15 protein-coding genes are annotated in these 15928 nt (G+C 56.9%); 9 read left to right on the forward strand and 6 right to left on the reverse strand.

All coding sequences use genetic code 11. From position 1 onward, the window contains the following. Nucleotide 1: 1 nt before the first annotated feature. Nucleotides 2-1186 (forward strand): class I SAM-dependent methyltransferase, encoded by a 1185-nt coding sequence (locus E1H13_RS14845; RefSeq protein ID WP_169614195.1) that lies wholly within the window; start codon nucleotides 2-4, stop codon nucleotides 1184-1186. Nucleotides 1187-1227: 41 nt separating this feature from the next. Here E1H13_RS14845 and E1H13_RS14850 read toward each other — a convergent pair whose 3' ends face one another. Together E1H13_RS14850 and E1H13_RS14855 are read right to left on the reverse strand one after the other, a co-directional pair. Then, nucleotides 1228-2799: a HAMP domain-containing sensor histidine kinase gene (locus E1H13_RS14850; RefSeq protein ID WP_347404165.1), complete on the reverse strand. Its 1572-nt coding sequence runs from the start codon at nucleotides 2797-2799 to the stop codon at nucleotides 1228-1230. Nucleotides 2800-2991: 192 nt separating this feature from the next. Next, complete coding sequence (locus tag E1H13_RS14855) at nucleotides 2992-3348, reverse strand: hypothetical protein (protein WP_169614196.1); 357 nt, start codon at nucleotides 3346-3348, stop codon at nucleotides 2992-2994. Between the two features lie 178 nt (nucleotides 3349-3526). Here E1H13_RS14855 and E1H13_RS14860 point away from each other — a divergent pair, with 178 nt between their 5' ends. From E1H13_RS14860 to E1H13_RS14875, 4 genes are all read left to right on the forward strand, one after another. After that, nucleotides 3527-4228: a hypothetical protein gene (locus E1H13_RS14860; protein WP_169614197.1), complete on the forward strand. Its 702-nt coding sequence runs from the start codon at nucleotides 3527-3529 to the stop codon at nucleotides 4226-4228. Between the two features lie 232 nt (nucleotides 4229-4460). Continuing rightward, a complete protein-coding gene (ilvB, locus tag E1H13_RS14865) occupies nucleotides 4461-6305 on the forward strand; it encodes a biosynthetic-type acetolactate synthase large subunit (protein ID WP_169614198.1) in 1845 nt (614 codons plus the stop codon). Between the two features lie 78 nt (nucleotides 6306-6383). Further along, on the forward strand, nucleotides 6384-6908 hold the full coding sequence (locus E1H13_RS14870) for a hypothetical protein (protein WP_169614199.1): 525 nt from the start codon (nucleotides 6384-6386) through the stop codon (nucleotides 6906-6908). A gap of 61 nt (nucleotides 6909-6969) precedes the next feature. Beyond that, on the forward strand, nucleotides 6970-8736 hold the full coding sequence (locus tag E1H13_RS14875) for a penicillin-binding protein 2 (RefSeq protein WP_169614200.1): 1767 nt from the start codon (nucleotides 6970-6972) through the stop codon (nucleotides 8734-8736). Between the two features lie 2 nt (nucleotides 8737-8738). Here E1H13_RS14875 and gmk read toward each other — a convergent pair whose 3' ends face one another. Together gmk and E1H13_RS14885 are read right to left on the reverse strand one after the other, a co-directional pair. Then, a complete protein-coding gene (gmk, locus tag E1H13_RS14880; RefSeq protein WP_169614201.1) occupies nucleotides 8739-9371 on the reverse strand; it encodes a guanylate kinase in 633 nt (210 codons plus the stop codon). Between the two features lie 146 nt (nucleotides 9372-9517). Beyond that, nucleotides 9518-10246: a phycocyanobilin:ferredoxin oxidoreductase gene (locus E1H13_RS14885; RefSeq protein WP_169614202.1), complete on the reverse strand. Its 729-nt coding sequence runs from the start codon at nucleotides 10244-10246 to the stop codon at nucleotides 9518-9520. Nucleotides 10247-10340: 94 nt separating this feature from the next. On the opposite strand from E1H13_RS14885, the gene E1H13_RS14890 reads away from it, so the two are divergent. The 4 genes from E1H13_RS14890 to E1H13_RS14905 all read left to right on the forward strand — a co-directional run bounded on the left by E1H13_RS14890 (nucleotide 10341) and on the right by E1H13_RS14905 (nucleotide 14851). Further along, entirely contained in the window at nucleotides 10341-11462 is a 1122-nt protein-coding gene (locus E1H13_RS14890; RefSeq protein ID WP_169614203.1) for an AI-2E family transporter, read from the forward strand. Next, on the forward strand, nucleotides 11459-11743 hold the full coding sequence (locus E1H13_RS14895) for a glutaredoxin family protein (protein ID WP_169614204.1): 285 nt from the start codon (nucleotides 11459-11461) through the stop codon (nucleotides 11741-11743). Before E1H13_RS14890 ends, E1H13_RS14895 begins: the two co-directional genes overlap by 4 nt. Before the next feature lie 32 nt (nucleotides 11744-11775). After that, on the forward strand, nucleotides 11776-13287 hold the full coding sequence (locus E1H13_RS14900; RefSeq protein WP_169614205.1) for a UDP-N-acetylmuramoyl-L-alanyl-D-glutamate--2,6-diaminopimelate ligase: 1512 nt from the start codon (nucleotides 11776-11778) through the stop codon (nucleotides 13285-13287). A gap of 145 nt (nucleotides 13288-13432) precedes the next feature. Continuing rightward, nucleotides 13433-14851 carry an ATP-binding protein gene (locus E1H13_RS14905; RefSeq protein WP_169614206.1) on the forward strand — a complete coding sequence of 473 codons (1419 nt, stop codon included), beginning with the start codon at nucleotides 13433-13435 and terminating at the stop codon, nucleotides 14849-14851. Nucleotides 14852-15046: 195 nt separating this feature from the next. On the opposite strand, the gene E1H13_RS14910 is transcribed toward E1H13_RS14905, so the two are convergent. Together E1H13_RS14910 and E1H13_RS14915 are read right to left on the reverse strand one after the other, a co-directional pair. Then, nucleotides 15047-15451, reverse strand: coding sequence for a PIN domain-containing protein (locus E1H13_RS14910; protein WP_169614207.1), 405 nt, complete (start codon nucleotides 15449-15451; stop codon nucleotides 15047-15049). Nucleotides 15452-15466: 15 nt separating this feature from the next. Next, nucleotides 15467-15745: a hypothetical protein gene (locus tag E1H13_RS14915; protein WP_169614208.1), complete on the reverse strand. Its 279-nt coding sequence runs from the start codon at nucleotides 15743-15745 to the stop codon at nucleotides 15467-15469. Between the last annotated feature and the right edge of the window lie 183 nt (nucleotides 15746-15928).

The following is a 15928-nucleotide window of genomic DNA, read 5'->3' on the forward strand; positions in this document are numbered from 1 at the left end:
TATGGCCCATAACCCAGTGCTTTACAACCTGCTCTGCGATCGCATTCGTCAGTCGCCCCACCAGCGGCTACCCTTTGCCGGCTTTATGGATCTGGTGTTGTACCATCCCCAGGCAGGGTATTACACCGCCAAAGGGTCCGGCCTCGGCCCCGACGGGGACTTTGTCACCTCGGCCCACCTGGGCCACGACTTTGGGGAACTCTTGGCGGTACAGCTCGCTGACTTGTGGCAGCTGTTGGGCGGCCCAACCTGCTTCGATGTGGTGGAACTGGGGGCCGGTCAGGGGCTGGTGGCTGCCGATGGTTTGGCCTACCTGGCCCAGCATTACCCCGCCTGCTACCAGGCGATCGCCTACACCATTGTCGAAAAATCCCCGGTTCTACGAGCGGTACAGCGGCAAAACTTGGGAACTTGGGGCGATCGCGTCACCTGGGTCAACCTCGAGGATCTGGCCGATGACAGTCTTACGGGCTGTATCTTCTCCAATGAACTGGTGGATGCCTTGCCTGTCCATCAGGTGGTGCTCACCGCCGCTGGCCTCCAGGAAGTGTATGTGACCTTAGGGGCAGGGGAACCTGCTCCCCTGCAGGAGGTGGTGGGGGATCTCTCAAACCCACGGCTGGCCGACTACTTCGACTTTATCGGCGTCGATCTGGCCGATCCCCAGTACGGGGAAGGGTACCGTACCGAAGTCCACCTGGCGGCCCTAGACTGGATGAAAACCATTGCCGTGAAATTGCATCGGGGCTATGTGATCACCATCGACTATGGCTATCCCGCCAGCCGCTACTACAGCCGGGGTCGGTCCCAGGGCACCCTCCAGTGCTACTATCAGCACGCCCACCACAACGATCCCTACAGTCACATTGGCCACCAAGACATTACCGCCCACGTTAACTTCACGGCCCTAGAACGGCAGGGGCAGCAATGCGGCCTGCAGACGGTGGGGGTGACTCAGCAGGGAATGTTTTTGATGGCCCTAGGATTGGGCGATCGGCTCAATGCCCTGGCCGCCACCCAGGAGACCGATCCAGTGACGGTGCAGCGGGCGATTCAACAGCGCGATCGCCTCCACCAGCTGATTAGTCCCATGGGGTTAGGCAATTTTATGGTGTTGGTCCAGGGCAAAGCCGTACCCGACTCAGCGCCATTGCCCCAGGGGTTAACGGTACCGCCCTTAATATAAAGAATCCAGGCGTCAGGATTCAGGGAAAATCTGGCAAGACGCTACAGGGTCCGGGTTTCTAAGGGCAAAAATACAGTCAACACTTCCCCGGTTTGGGGCCGCTGGCGCACAATTAGCTTGCCCCCTAGGGCCTGAAACAGGTTTTTGGTGGCATGTAAATTCAAACTGAGGCCACCGGTTTCGGGCTGAAACATCAGCAGCTGCCCTAGGGCCTTAAAGGGCGACGACAGCAGCTCATCGGTATCACTAGGGGTATCGGCAGGGGGCTGCGACTGAAATTGCAACTTGAGTTGGTGTCCGGCCAAGGTCACCGCTAGTTTGATGTGGCTGTAAGGGGGCAAGCTGTGGGTAAAGCGATCAATCAGGCCCGTCAGGACCTGGGTCAGCATCGTTGGGTCGCTATGGACCATCGGCAGCTGGGCAGGCACATTCACGGTCAACGTCAGATTGCGCTGGCTAGCCTGCTGTTGCCAGCGGGGAATCGCATCCTCAAACAACTGGTTGAGGGAAATCGCGGACAGGGGAGATTTAGGCCGCTTGACGGTGTCGGTTTCCAGCTCTACCGCTCGAAAAATCAAGTTAAACCGATCGATTTGCTGGGTACATTCCCGATCGATCAACCGCAGTCGTTTAGCCACATCTTCGCCCACATCCCGGCGTTTCAACAGCGATCGGGTCAGGGTGCGGATGGTGGTCAAAGGGGTGCGAATTTCATGGGCCATGGCCTTCAGCAACTCGGTATCGCTACCGAGCTCAGGCGAGCTACTGGCTGTAGCCGACATCAAAGGCCGCCGCTCGGCGGCGGAAAATCTCTCGGGCTCTGGATGTTGGAAGGCGGCCAACGCCGGCCGATCGGGCAGGTCTAACTGGGCAAACTGCACTGGCGACATCGCCGACGATAGACTGGGCGGCGGGATTTGGCGCAGTTGCTGCATCAGCAAATGACTGTACCGGGTAACCAGCCGGTAGTCGGGTACCACAGGTGGAAACTGGCTGATCGCTTGGTCGACCAGGGGCAACAGGGGAGGCCGCACGGCCGCAATTCGATGGCGCAACTGGCCCCATACCGCCTGAGCCACCCCAGGGTCAAACGAAAACTGAAACGGTTGATGCTGCCCCAGCAGCAGTACCAGACTGAAGTCTTGGGTCAACACCAGGCAAAATCGCTCCCGCGTCAGGGGATCATCGGTCCCCACCGGAATCATCTGTAAATCCCCCTTCAGGGACTGGGTGCTGCTCCCCCCTTCCCCCGGTAATAAGGGGCGGGCCACCGCTAAAATGCGCTCTAGGGGTTCGGGCACCAGCAGCCAATGGATCAACCGCTGACCCATCAGTTGGTCGGGCAGCACTGGAAACGGACCAGACAGGACAACCCCCAGGGGCGCTTGGAGTTGCACCTGGGGGCTGGGGGGCTCGGGTAATCGCTGCACCACCAACTTCACCAGCGCCCCAATTGCCGCTAGCCACTCCTGTTCCGCTGCAGCGGAGTAAGCCTCCGTCTGGCCCTCCGTCTCAGTCTTTTCTGGGCCATGCTGCGGCCCAACCCCGCAGCCCCCGTCTACCAAAGGGCTGTACTCTGCCAGCAGTTGAGTTAAAGAACAGGGTTGTTGCACCAAGGAGTTGACCTACCGCTGCATTGCTATGGACTCCAGCTGACCAGAGGCCACCCTGGCGACATCCCGAGTCACTGTCGTCCTAATCACTGTCTGTCCTAGTCATCGTCTATAGAGACTATCTATATAGAGACTACGACCTTAACAGCGATTGAGCTATGGGTAGAACCGAACGGGTGCTGAGCAATATCCTCAACCGAACCAACTGGAGGGGCTAGCCCCCACATCAGCCAGCTCGCGATCGCGGTGGTCATAGCTGGCCGTAACCATCCCTAGCAGCACCTCAATGCCCTGGTGGATCAATCGACTAATTTGCTCGTGCTGGGCGGGGGAATAGCACCCAGCCGGAGATTCTAAGCTGCAAGCGGCAGTGCTATCCATGGCCACATAGACCACGGGTAGTCGACTGAGAACATAGGCCGCTAGCTTTTGGCGCAGATCCTGGTGCTCCACGCCCACAAAATAGCCCTGGGCGAGGTAGATTGCCAGAATTGCATCGATTTTTTCCGTGACTATGGGTAACGTAAGATTGACAATGGTTTGAGACATCTTCAGACTTCTCCTGGGGTGGTCAAGAGCCTAGATGCGCACAAGACGTGGGGATGGCCCTATCTAGGGCACAGCTCTACCTAAAGTTTCAAATAAAAGCTTTTTTCTGCCATCAGAGAAATTAGAATCGATGCAAAGTGCAGCGTTTCTCAACTGAGCGTAATTGATTGGTTGAGTGATGGTCTCCTCTATGTTGCGTTGGATGATCCCGATGGTGGATATGGCCCTAGTGGTGTGTGGCGGTTTTCATGATCCCCAGGAGACACACCAGATGGTAGCAACCCTTACTCCCCAGATAGACATTCAGCCGGAGCGGGTGCTGGTGTTTGCACCAACCCCATCGTCAGAGATTCTGTCTGCCCAGGCCCTGAGGCAATGGTTAGCCCCAAGCCTGGCTCAATTGGTTCCATTAGATACCGCCCCCACAGAGCGAGCCTCTGCCCCCCACCCCCCCTACCCAGACGTGCTGGTGTGGGCCTTTAGCGCTGGCTGCGTGGGGGCGGCTGGCCTGGTAAATTATTGGCAGCGCTACCGGGGAACCGTGCGCGCCTTGTTTATGGTGGATGGTTGGGGGGTGCCCTGCCCCCCAGTGGTGCCGGTACACCGCCTCAGCCATGATTGGTTCACCCATGTCACCTCCCCCGGTTGGGGCGCTCCGACGGCCCATTTTTATGCGGATCCTGGGGTGCCCCATCGACAGTTGTGGCGGTCCCCCCACCAGGTATCGGGGTGGCAGGTGGGGCCGCCGGGGGAGGCTAGCTTAGCCGTGAATGCCGCCGACGTTTTAATCAGTTGGTCCCGCTATTATGGCCAACGACCGCTGGACCCATATCAACAGCTCATAACCCACAACCCAAAAATGCTTCCCCTGAGCAATTAAACATCCAGGACTCTGCTGCTAAGATTAAGGGATGGAAATGTACGATATTTAACAGTATTAAGTGTCTTGAGTCACATCAGTGTCTTTGGCCACGCCAGTATCTTTGGCCACGTCATTGGGGTGAGCGCTTTGTCCCGGCGCCTGTTAATCACTCTCGGTGAGGCCTTCCTGTCATCGTTCAAACCTCTGCTTAATGTCATTTAGCCCTAGCCAAACCCAAGCCACCGTTGCCATGACTACTCCAGTTGCCGCTCAGAGTGATGTGCTTGTTCGCCGTGCTTCCGGGGCCTTTGCCCTGATTGACAGTCTACGCCGCCACGGGGTCGAGCATATTTTTGGCTATCCCGGTGGGGCCATCCTGCCAATCTATGACGAGCTCTACCGAGCGGAGGCGGCCGGGGGGATTTCCCATGTGTTAGTACGCCACGAACAGGGGGCCGCCCACGCGGCTGATGGCTATGCTCGGGCTACTGGCAAGGTGGGGGTCTGCTTTGGCACTTCCGGCCCAGGGGCAACGAACCTGGTCACGGGCATTGCCACAGCTCAGATGGATTCAATCCCGATGGTGGTGATCACGGGGCAAGTGCCGAGCCATGCCATTGGTAGTGATGCCTTCCAAGAAACGGATATCTATGGCATTACCTTGCCCATCGTGAAGCATTCCTACGTGGCCCGTGAGCCCCAACACATTCCTCAGATTGTGGCGGAAGCGTTTTACATTGCTAGCACCGGACGGCCTGGTCCGGTGCTGATCGACATCCCTAAAGATGTGGGCCTGGAGGAGTTCGACTATCATCCGGTTGAACCAGGGCAAATTAACCTGCCCGGCTATCGGCCCACCATCAAGGGGAACCCTCGGCAGATTAGCCATGCCCTGCGGCTAATTCGCCAGAGTGAGCGACCCCTGCTGTATGTGGGGGGCGGTGCGATTACGGCCAATGCCCATCAGCAAATATTGCAGCTAGCAGAGTATTTTCAAATTCCGGTGACCACCACCCTGATGGGGAAAGGGGCTTTTGACGAGCACCATCCCCTGGCAGTAGGCATGTTGGGCATGCATGGTACGGCCTATGCCAACTTTGCCGTGAGCGAATGTGACCTGCTGATTGCCGTGGGGGCTCGCTTTGACGACCGGGTGACTGGCAAGCTGGATGAGTTTGCCTCCCGGGCCCAGGTGATTCACATTGACATTGATCCGGCCGAGGTGGGCAAAAATCGTACCCCGCAAGTGCCCATTGTGGGGGATGTGAAGCAGGTGTTGATTAACTTGCTGCAGCGCCTCGACACTGAGAACCAACAGCCTCCGGCTAAACAGACCCAAGCGTGGCGCGATCGCATTAACCGCTGGCGCCGTGACTATCCCCTGGTGGTGCCCACCTATGCCGACGTGCTGTCTCCCCAGGAAGTTATCTCTGAACTCAACCGTCAAGCACCAAGGGCGTATTACACCACAGATGTGGGTCAGCATCAGATGTGGGCCGCCCAGTTCCTGAAGAATGGTCCTCGCCGTTGGATTTCTAGCGCTGGCCTAGGCACCATGGGGTTTGGCATGCCAGCGGCGATGGGGGTCCAGGTGGCCCTGCCTGACGACACCGTGATTTGCATTAGCGGTGACGCCAGCTTCCAGATGAACCTGCAAGAACTGGGTACGCTAGTGCAGTACGGTATTCCAGTCAAAACCGTGATCATCAATAACGGTTGGCAGGGGATGGTGCGTCAGTGGCAGCAAGCTTTTTATGGAGAGCGGTACTCATCGTCGAATATGCAGGCGGGCATGCCTGATTTCGAGATCCTGGCCCAGGCCTATGGCCTGAAAGGTATCGTGATTGACCAGCGGCATCAACTGGAACCAGCGGTTGCCGCCATGCTAGCCCACGACGGCCCCGTGCTGATGGATGTGCATGTGCGCCGCGATGAAAATTGTTACCCAATGGTGGCCCCGGGTAAGGGCAACCATCAAATGTTAGGGTTACCCGAGGTTCAAGGGAGCGGCCTAGAATATGCCGAATGTGCTAGCTGTGGGCATCAAAATGCCGCCACTAGTAACTTTTGCTCCGCCTGTGGCACTAAGCTATAGCGGATTTTACCCCCTAGCGTTCAAAATTAGCAGAATGGAGTATCCTAGCCTCAGTTCTGTGTGTGGTGTGGGTTGCCTATGTCTGCTGCTCTAAAATCCTACGTGCCTCGTCCAGTACCCCAAGGGTCTGGGGCAGCCGATGGTAGTGCTCGGGAAAGGCGGCGATCGCAGCGATTGAGCGCCTCCAGGGTGGTGCCCACGGCGCCCTCCACCAATGTGCGGCAAGTGCCTTTGCGCTCTCCGAGTCCGCTAGTGAAGCTGCTGTCTCAGGTGCAGGTGGTGTCGGCGGTGATGGCCGGGGCCTTGGTTAGTTTGGCCTTAGTCGGGTATGGCACCTCAGTGTATGTGGACAGGCAGCTAACCCAATCGACTCGGCGGCTGCACCACCTGCAGCGTCAATCCGAGCAATTGACCACGGCCCAGGAGGTGCTCAAGAACCACTTGGCTCAGCAGGTGGAAGCTGGTGCAAACGGGCTACAGCGCCCCCGCCCTGACCATGTTATTTTTTTACAGCCTTCCCCCCAGCGGGGCCAGCCTCCTCTGCCTACGGCCACCCCCGAACGGTTCATCTGGCCCCAGGTAGATGCTCCCTTGGGGTATTGAGTCATGGCCTCCTCTGCCGCTGGAACCAGGCTGAAATTATCGATCTATTGGTTGACTGCCCATGGCTAGTTCTGCCCTTTCGGCCCGCGCCCGTCGTCGCCGTAAACGTCAGCGATCAACCCCTGTAGCCACCCCTCGTCCCCTGGCGGCTAATCGCCTGCGAATTCTATTGGTGTGGGTGCTGTTAATGCTGGCTATGGGGGCGATCGCCGGTCGATTGACTTGGTTGCAACTGCTGCAAGGGGACGATCTAGCCCAGCGAGCTGAGCGACAGCGGTACATACCGACGGTACAGCGACAGTTGCGCCATCCGATCATCGATCGCCAGGGCAATATTTTAGCGGTGGATCGGATCGTCTACACCCTGTATGCCCACCCCGATCTGTTCAAGCTGCCCCCCAGCGAGGTGGCGGCTCGCCTGAGCCCTGTGCTGGAAACCCCGGAGCGAGATCTGGTAGCTCAGTTTGGCCAACAGCCAACGGGCATTCGAGTCCTCAATGATCTGCCTGAATCCATCGCCAATCGAATTCAGCGGCTACAGATTGATGGGCTAGAGCTGATTCCCCAGCAGCAGCGATTTTATCCCCAGCAGCAGCTGTTTGCCCCCATTGTCGGTTTTGTCAACCTGGATGGGGAGGCCCAGGCTGGCCTAGAACTGGCCTACCAAGACGAACTGCTGCTGTCGGCCCAGGCCCCAGCGGTAATCGCTGAGGCAGATACCCCAGACGACGCGACGCAGACCGCTACAGCCGGGTTGCAGTTAACCTTGGATAGTCGCCTACAGCGCATTGCCCAGCAGGAGCTACAAGCGGCAGTACAGCACCATGGGGCTAAACGGGGTACGGTGATGGCAATGGATGCCCACAGTGGGGAGATTCTAGCCCTGGCGACCGTTCCCACCTATGACCCCAACCGCTACTACGACGCTGACCTCAGTGCCTTTAGAAACTGGGCCGTTAGCGACCTCTACGAACCAGGGTCCACCTTTAAGTCAATCAACATTGCGATCGCGCTGGAAGAGGGGGTTATCGCCCCCGATGAACAGGTCAACGACAGCGGTAGCCTGCGCATTGGTCCCTGGACCATCCGTAACCACGACTTTGCCCAACGGGGAGGGCGAGGGGTGATTTCCATTACCGATGTACTGAAATACTCCAGCAACATCGGTATGGTGCGGATCATGGAAAAGATGCCCCCCGAAACCTATCTCAATTGGCTGGAAAAAATCACCCTGGACCAGCCCTCTGGAATTGATCTACCGGCCGAAGCCACAGGCCACATGAAAGATCGAGAGCAGTTCATTCGCAGCCGGATTGAGCCGGCCACCACCTCTTTTGGCCAAGGATTTTCCCTCAGCCCGGTGAAGCTACTGCAGCTTCAAGCCCTCCTCGCCAATGGAGGTAAGCTAGTGACGCCCCATGTGATTCAAGGACTGGTGGACAACGATGGTCATACCCTCTGGGAACCGAAGCGCCCCACCCCCCAGCCAGTTTTCTCACCCCAAACCAGCCAGCAAGTGATGGCCATGCTAGAGACCGTGGTAGCCGACGGCACCGAAGCCGCCCAGATGGCAGGCTACCGCGTTGGGGGTAAAACTGGCACCGCCCAAAAAGCTGCAGGCGGCGGCTATGGCCGGGGACGGATTACGAGCTTTGTCGGTATTTTGCCCGTGGAGGCCCCCCGCTATGTGGTCGTGGCCATTATCGACGAACCCCAGGGCACCAACGCCTTCGGTTCCACGGTGGCGGCCCCCTTGGTCAAAGAAGTGACAGAGTCCCTGGTGGTGCTAGAAGGTCTACCCCCCACCGCCCTAGAGTCTGTCCCCTAGCCCTAATCAAAAATGGCCTGCTCCAGTTGTTCTAGGGCGACCTCTAAGTCGTCATTCACAATCTGACGATCAAACTCAGGGGCCGCTTCAATTTCTACCTGGGCCCGGTCGAGCCGCCGCTGAATGGCCTCGTCAGCATCTTTGCCCCGGCTACGAATCCGTTGCTCTAGCTCCTCTAGGGAGGGGGGGAGCACAAACACTTGCAGGGCTTTGGGAAAACTTTCTCTGACTTGCCGGGCCCCTTCCAGTTCGATTTCCAAAATCACCCATTCACCGGCTTCCACCTGCTGAAACACAGCCTGCCGGGGCGTGCCGTATAGGTTACCAGCAAATTCTGCCCACTCCAGCAGGTCGCCGCGATCGATCATGGCTTGAAATTCGCAGCGGCTAACAAAGTAATAATCCTTGCCATCCACCTCCCCTGGTCGGGGTGAGCGGGTAGTGGCTGAGATCGACAGCCGCAGGGCTGGATAACGATCGCGCAGCGCTTTTAACAAAGTACCTTTGCCGACGCCACTGGGGCCGGTAAACACAATCAGCCGCCCTGTACGAGGCTGGGTAGAGGCTGGCTGATCAGCCTGCGTTAGGGAAGTGTAATCAGCGCGGGTTGGTGTGGAAGGATAGCTTACAGCCATGGCGGTGCCCCAGTCAGATAACGCGATAAATGGAACGAAAAACTAGATACGGAAAAATGACCGCTGCCAACAATGGGGTCAATCGGTCAATGAGTCAATTAGAGATTTTTATTCTAATCACCTTAGAGCGACCTACACCACAACCGCTATGTCGGTAAATCAAATAGAACAGTGGTCATGTAGCGATCGGCCCAATCTTGGCCAAAGGCTTTTTCCAGGACCCGGCGGGTTTTGTCGTTTTTTTGCTGTTGTTGGCAGTAGTGCTGCTGGCCAGCCAAAATGGTCGCCGCCGCCTGGGCATCGGGGGCGGCCGCCTGGGCCTGCTGACAGTGCACCCTCAAGTAGTCGGTAATGAGCTGGATAAAAGCCGCCTCTTCGTCGGCGCCGTCGGGGCGAATAAACCGACAGTAGGGGGAGAAAATCGTGCCCCACTCTGGTAACCCTCGCTCTTGGCCAAACTGGCGAGAGGGCAGGGCCTCCAAACCGGTTTGATAGGCCGGTGGCAGAGTCTCCATCACCGGTGACAGATCAACAATGGCCGCACTAATTTGACCCCGACCGCCCACCAGGTCGCAGCCAAACATCGGCAGTGGGTAGTCTGGCCGGGGAAACATCACGCAGTGCAAGATATCGAGGCTGCCGCCGACGCGGGCGAGTTCCAAGTGCAGCTTACGAAATTGGGGCGTTTGGTAACACTGGTTTTCAATCACCAGCCGCTCCCCCTCCAGGCGCCCCTCCACATAGCCTAGATCCTCCGGCAGGTGGTACGGCGAAAGGTCAAGGTATTGCTGCCAAGTCGCTTCGATCCCATCAGCCAAGGAACGAATCATTGGGTGTTGTTGATCCCGAATTGACGAAGACGAAGGAGCTACCATAGGGGTTTAACCAGGTACAATAAACTTCCAGCATATCAGGCTGTTAGGGGACGAATCTAAACGACCAAATCAGGTGCAATGGGGTGAGGTCGCTGTGAAGTTCATCGACTGGGTCAATTTAGTCTTACTCGGCATCGTCTTAGTAATTCTGTGGCAATTTCGGCAGATTTTGCTGCTGATTTTTGCCGCTGTGGTGATTACGATCGCCCTCAATAGTTTGGTGCGTCGGTTTTGTCAGATCTATGGCTGGCCTCGTAGTCGCTCGGTTTTGGTGACCGCTTCGCTGGTGTTACTGGGCGGGGTAATTTTCCTAGGCCTGGTGCTACCGCTGTTTATTAGCCAGTTTCAAGAGTTAATCACCCTCATTCCTAAGGGGTTTGATCAGCTCACCATTTGGTTTGAAGCGTTTCGGGCCAACCCGCCCGCCTGGTTCCCCGAGCAGGACTTACAGTTCTTACCGGCCCTGACCGATTTGCTGGGTCAGGTGGCAACAATTAGCAGCACCGTCTTTGGCAACTTTTTAGCTTTTTTCTCGAGTTCGGTGGCGATTCTGCTGCAAGTGTTGCTGCTGCTGGTGCTGACCTTAATGATGTTGGCGGATCCCCCGGCCTATCGGCAGCTGTTGATGCGCATGTTCCCCTCCGGGTATCGCCGTCGGGCTGACGAAATTTTGACTAAATGCGAGCAGGTGCTGATATTTTGGCTGGGGGGAGTGGCCCTGAATTCCATGTTTGTGGCCACCCTCAGCTTTACTGGGCTGGTGGTGCTGGGGGTTCCCTTTGCCTTTGCCCATGCGGTCCTGGCGGGGCTATTTAACTTTATCCCCAATCTGGGTCCGGCTCTCAGTGCCGTCTTCCCTGTCTTTGTGGCCCTCTTACAGTCGCCCCAACAAGCTCTGGCGGTGATTCTGCTTTATGTGGTGATCCAAAACTTGGAGAGTTATTGGTTTGCGCCGATGATTATGCAGAAAAAGGTGTCTCTACTGCCAGCGGCCACCCTGATTTCCCAAATCTTTTTTGCCACCTTCTTAGGTCCCCTGGGGTTGGTGTTAGCCCTGCCCCTGGCGGTGATTTCTAAAGTCTGGATTGAAGAGGCCTGGATTGTGGATGTGCTCGAACGCCCCCCAGAGCAATCTCAGTTGTCAGGGTTGGACCCGCTGTCTTTACCCCCGGCCTCCCAACCGCCCTCCGAAGAATCCTCAACCCGGATATCATGAAATTTGTGTTGTATAGCAAGCCCGGCTGTCACCTGTGTGAAGGTCTAGCGGAAAAGTTGGCGGCGGCCAGCCATTTGCCCTTTGACTTAGAAGTCCGCGATATCACCACCCGAGACGACTGGTTTCAGCGCTACCAATACGATATTCCAGTGCTGTGCCAGGTGCGCCAAACCGCCTCAGGGCCTGAGGAAATCGCGTTGCCTCGGCTATCTCCCCGGGCTCCTCAGGCCAAGGTGGAGCAATTGATACAGACTTATTTGGGCCAAGGTAAGGCAGAATAAGGCAACTTTCAGTGATGTAAGGAGTTGCTGACATGAAACTGCACCAACTGCTTGATGGCTTGCCTGCAGGGATCATCAGCGCTGGGTTTAGCCTGCCCGCCCAGGGGGGAGACACGGAGGTTAAGGGGCTGTGTACCAATTCCCATGCTTGCCAGCCGGGGGATGTGTTTATCGGGATGCCCGGGACGCGGGTGGATGGCGGAGAATTTTGGCCCAGTGCCCTGGAGTCTGGGGCGATCGCAGCCTTAGTATCTCCCCAGGCCCTGCAGCAGCGACCCGCCGCCGATGGTGCCCCCTGGGTGATTCCGGCCGCTAACATGGCGATCGCCTGTGCCGAAGTGGCAGCCCGCTTCTACGGCTATCCGGCCCGGCAACTGGGGTTGGTGGGGGTGACGGGCACCAATGGTAAAACCACCACCACCCACCTGATCGAGCATTTGCTGAGGGCCGCTAATCAACCGACCGCCCTCTTGGGCACCCTCTATCGCCGCTGGCCAGGGCACCAACAGACGGCCCTGTACACCACCCCCTTTGCGGTGGATTTGCAGCGGGATTTAGCAGAGGCGGTGGCCGCTGGCTGCCGATACGGGGTGATGGAGGTAAGTTCCCATGCGTTAGCCCAGCAGCGGGTGTGGGGCTGCCCCTTTGCAGTGGGGGTATTTACCAACCTGACCCAAGATCACTTGGATTATCACCGGGATATGGAGGACTATTTCCAGGCCAAGGCGTTGCTATTCAGCGATACCTATTTGGTGGGGCGGGCCGTGGTGAATGGGGACAACCCCTACGGGCAACGGCTGGTGGCGCAGCTGCCCCCCGAGCGGGTCTGGCGCTACAGCACCGCAGACCCCAATGCCGACCTGTACACCGGAGATTTGACTTACCAGGCGACGGGGGTGAGCGGTACCCTGCACACACCGCTGGGGGCGATCGCCTTTACCTCGCCCTTGGTGGGGCAATTTAACCTGGAAAATCTGTTGGCAGCGGTGGGGGCGGCACTCCACCTGGGGATTTCGCTGGACACGGTGGCGACAGCCCTGCCTCAGTTTGGCGGAGTACCAGGCCGGATGGAACAGGTGACCGTGGTCCCCAACCAAGACATCAGTGTGATTGTGGACTATGCCCACACCCCCGACAGCTTGAAAAACTCCCTCCAGGCAGCGCGTCCCTTTGTGCCGGGGCGGTTGATCTGTGTGTTTGGCTGCGGGGGCGATCGCGATCGCACCAAGCGGCCCCAGATGGGTGGCATTGCCTATGACCTGGCCGATGTGGTGGTGGTCACCTCCGATAACCCGCGCACCGAAGACCCCGACCAAATTCTGCAAGATATTGTGGCAGGAATTCCGGCTGAGCTAGGAGCTGACCAGGTGATTGGCGATCGGGCGACCGCCATTGCCGCCGCCATTGCCATGGCCCAACCCGGAGACGGGGTGCTAATTGCCGGTAAAGGCCATGAAGACTATCAAATTCTGGGGACTGAAAAGATCCACTTCGACGACCGAGAGCAGGCTCGTTACGGTTTGGTGAAACGCTATCAGCCATGACCCAAGATTTCGGCTTTGCCATATGATGTGAGCACACCCAACCATGGGTGGCATTCGCTTTGCAGATACCGATACTCTGGGAGTATGTCAGAGGATTGCAACTGTATCCAGCCAAACTATCTGCTATTCCGCATGAAAGAGCACCATGCCGTCTTCCAGGAACAAGACCGCTTCCCTGTATCCGCTGTTGCAGGGCAGCGGTGCTGCCCCTGACTATCTTCAGGTTAAGCCCAAGGGATTTAAAACCATTCTGCAGTCCACGGTGGATTTTTTAGAAACCCACCAAATTGCCGCTAGTCTGTTGGCTAAACTGCCGACTGGCGATGCCTGGACTGACGATGTCTATCGCTATAGCCAGGGGCTAGCGCCACCCCATCAGCTGGGATGGTTTTGTCGACCGGGTCGGCCGTCGGCCCCGGGCCCCGGGTTGTCCGCTGTCACAGTCCCGATCGAAACGCCAGACACCTGGCGGGGTGATTACTTTGTGGTGCTCTGTGGAGAGGGGTTTGCAGCCATGGTGGTGGCCCATCGGATTCAGGCCTCGTCAGCGATCGCAAACCTGGAGGATGACCCAGAAGAGACCTCCCCCGCCCAGCGTTCTACCTATTTATCTGTGAGTTGCTCGGTGAACCTCACGGCGATCGCCGCCTTGCTTGCAGCCCTCCAGCAACAGCACCCAACCGCCCCCTTAGATTGGTCGCAATTTGACCTGCCAGGGGTCAACGCCGATCCGCGCTTTTTGGGTTTAGTCGATAAATGGTTGAACTGGCAGATTCGGCTACAGGAAAACCTGCGCCAGGTGGCCTCCAGCTATCGACGCCAGGCCATGAGTATGTCCAGTCTGTCCTCCCAAAATGAACTGCTGCTAAGTACCCTGCGGCTGAAGGATGATTTTCTCAACACAGTTGGCCAGGAGCTGCGCACCCCTCTGACCACGATCAAAACGGCCCTCACCCTGCTCGACTCGCCCCACTTAAAGCCCCCCCAGCGGCAGCGGTATATGGATATGATTAGCCTCGAATGCGATCGCCAGAGTGCGTTGATCAGCGGTGTCTTGAACCTACTGCAAATGGAAACGAGCATGGGGCAGGTGCCCCCTACCCCCCTATGCTTAGCGGATGCGGTCCCTCCTCTGGTCAGCACCTATCAGCCCCTGGCCCAAGAAAAGGGGATTATGCTGGCCTACACCATCCCCAACGATTTACCCCGGGTGAGTTGCCCCGAGGCCTGGTTGCGGCAAGTGATGATACACCTGCTGAACAACAGCCTGAAATATACCGGCAGTGAGGGGAAGGTGTGGGTCACTGCCCATCGCCATGACGACGATTTTGTCGAAATTAATGTGCGAGATACCGGGACTGGTATTTCCCCCAGCGATCTACCCCGTATCTTTGACCATTTTTATCGAGGCCGCAATTTGCCCCCGGAGGAAACGGAAGGGGCTGGACTGGGGCTCTCGATCGTGCAGCAGCTGCTAATGTACTGTGGCGGCACCATTGTGGTTAACAGTCAGGTGGGCCGGGGGTCGTCCTTTGTGGTGCGGTTACCCGTGACTGAGCCTTGAATTAACGCTTAATGCCGTTACTGTAACCAAAATCAGCCCCATGCCTCAACCAGGCCTACAAGAAATCTGCGATCGCTCTGAGTTGTCAGTTTACTTGGTTGGTGATGCTTGTGCCGCATAACGGTGAAGTTGTGCGGCGGCAGATAACCTCGACCTCTCACCGATAACCTCTGCACCGCCCGCACCAACGCAGTGTTAACTAGCTGGCGGCAATAGTCTAATAAATCCCTCCTGCTCAAAATGGCGATCTGTCGTCAATCCATCGGGTATTCCCCGCTGGCGCATCAGGATAAAGCTCACCGCATCGCATAAGGAATATCCCTTGTCCTGCCGAACAAACAAAAGCTCCATAGCTTCTCGGTGCAGTTGCTCATTAACCCAAACTGTTTCAATGTCTGGGTTATCAACCAAGTCACTTACAAACTCTAAAACCTTAGCCCGAGGAAAACGACGAACCAGGGCAAGGGCCACCAACTCAGCCAGGACATGGCTGTGAGTCAGAAGCCCACTGGTTGAAGCATTGACGAGCTTTACAGCTTTTTCATGCTGCGGCTCATCGCGATGTAGGTAGCACAACAAGCCAGATGTATCTAAAAGCACAAAATAATCCCGCCGCTAATACTCATCGGTATAAGCTTTGGCAAGGTCTGCATCAATTGCTTCGTTGTCTGTATCCGTTGCGTACCCTAAACTGATTGCCCCTGCGTGACTCTTAAACTTCTGCCGCGCCTGCTCCTGTTGCTCTACAGACAGCATCGCTCTGCTAGCTACCGCGCCCTGCCTAGTGACAACGGTCACTATCCACTCTGTTATGGAGACGCCTAAAGCACTAGCTTTACGCTGTAGGTCAGCGTAGACTTCATCACTGATTTCTAGAGTCAACTGCTGGCTCATATAAAGATTAGATTCCAAGCAACTTGAGCGACATAGAGTTATTATAGCGGTTCCTTGTTGAGTGAGGTACAATTGAACTATAGGAGGCTCTGGGAATTATTCATGTCTGTAATGAATTTTCCTTGTGATGGCTGAGCATGAAAGCTTACTCTCTTGATTTTCGAAAAAAGATTGTTGAAGTCT

This window comes from Nodosilinea sp. P-1105, assembly GCF_012911975.1.
Lineage (GTDB): Bacteria > Cyanobacteriota > Cyanobacteriia > Phormidesmidales > Phormidesmidaceae > Nodosilinea.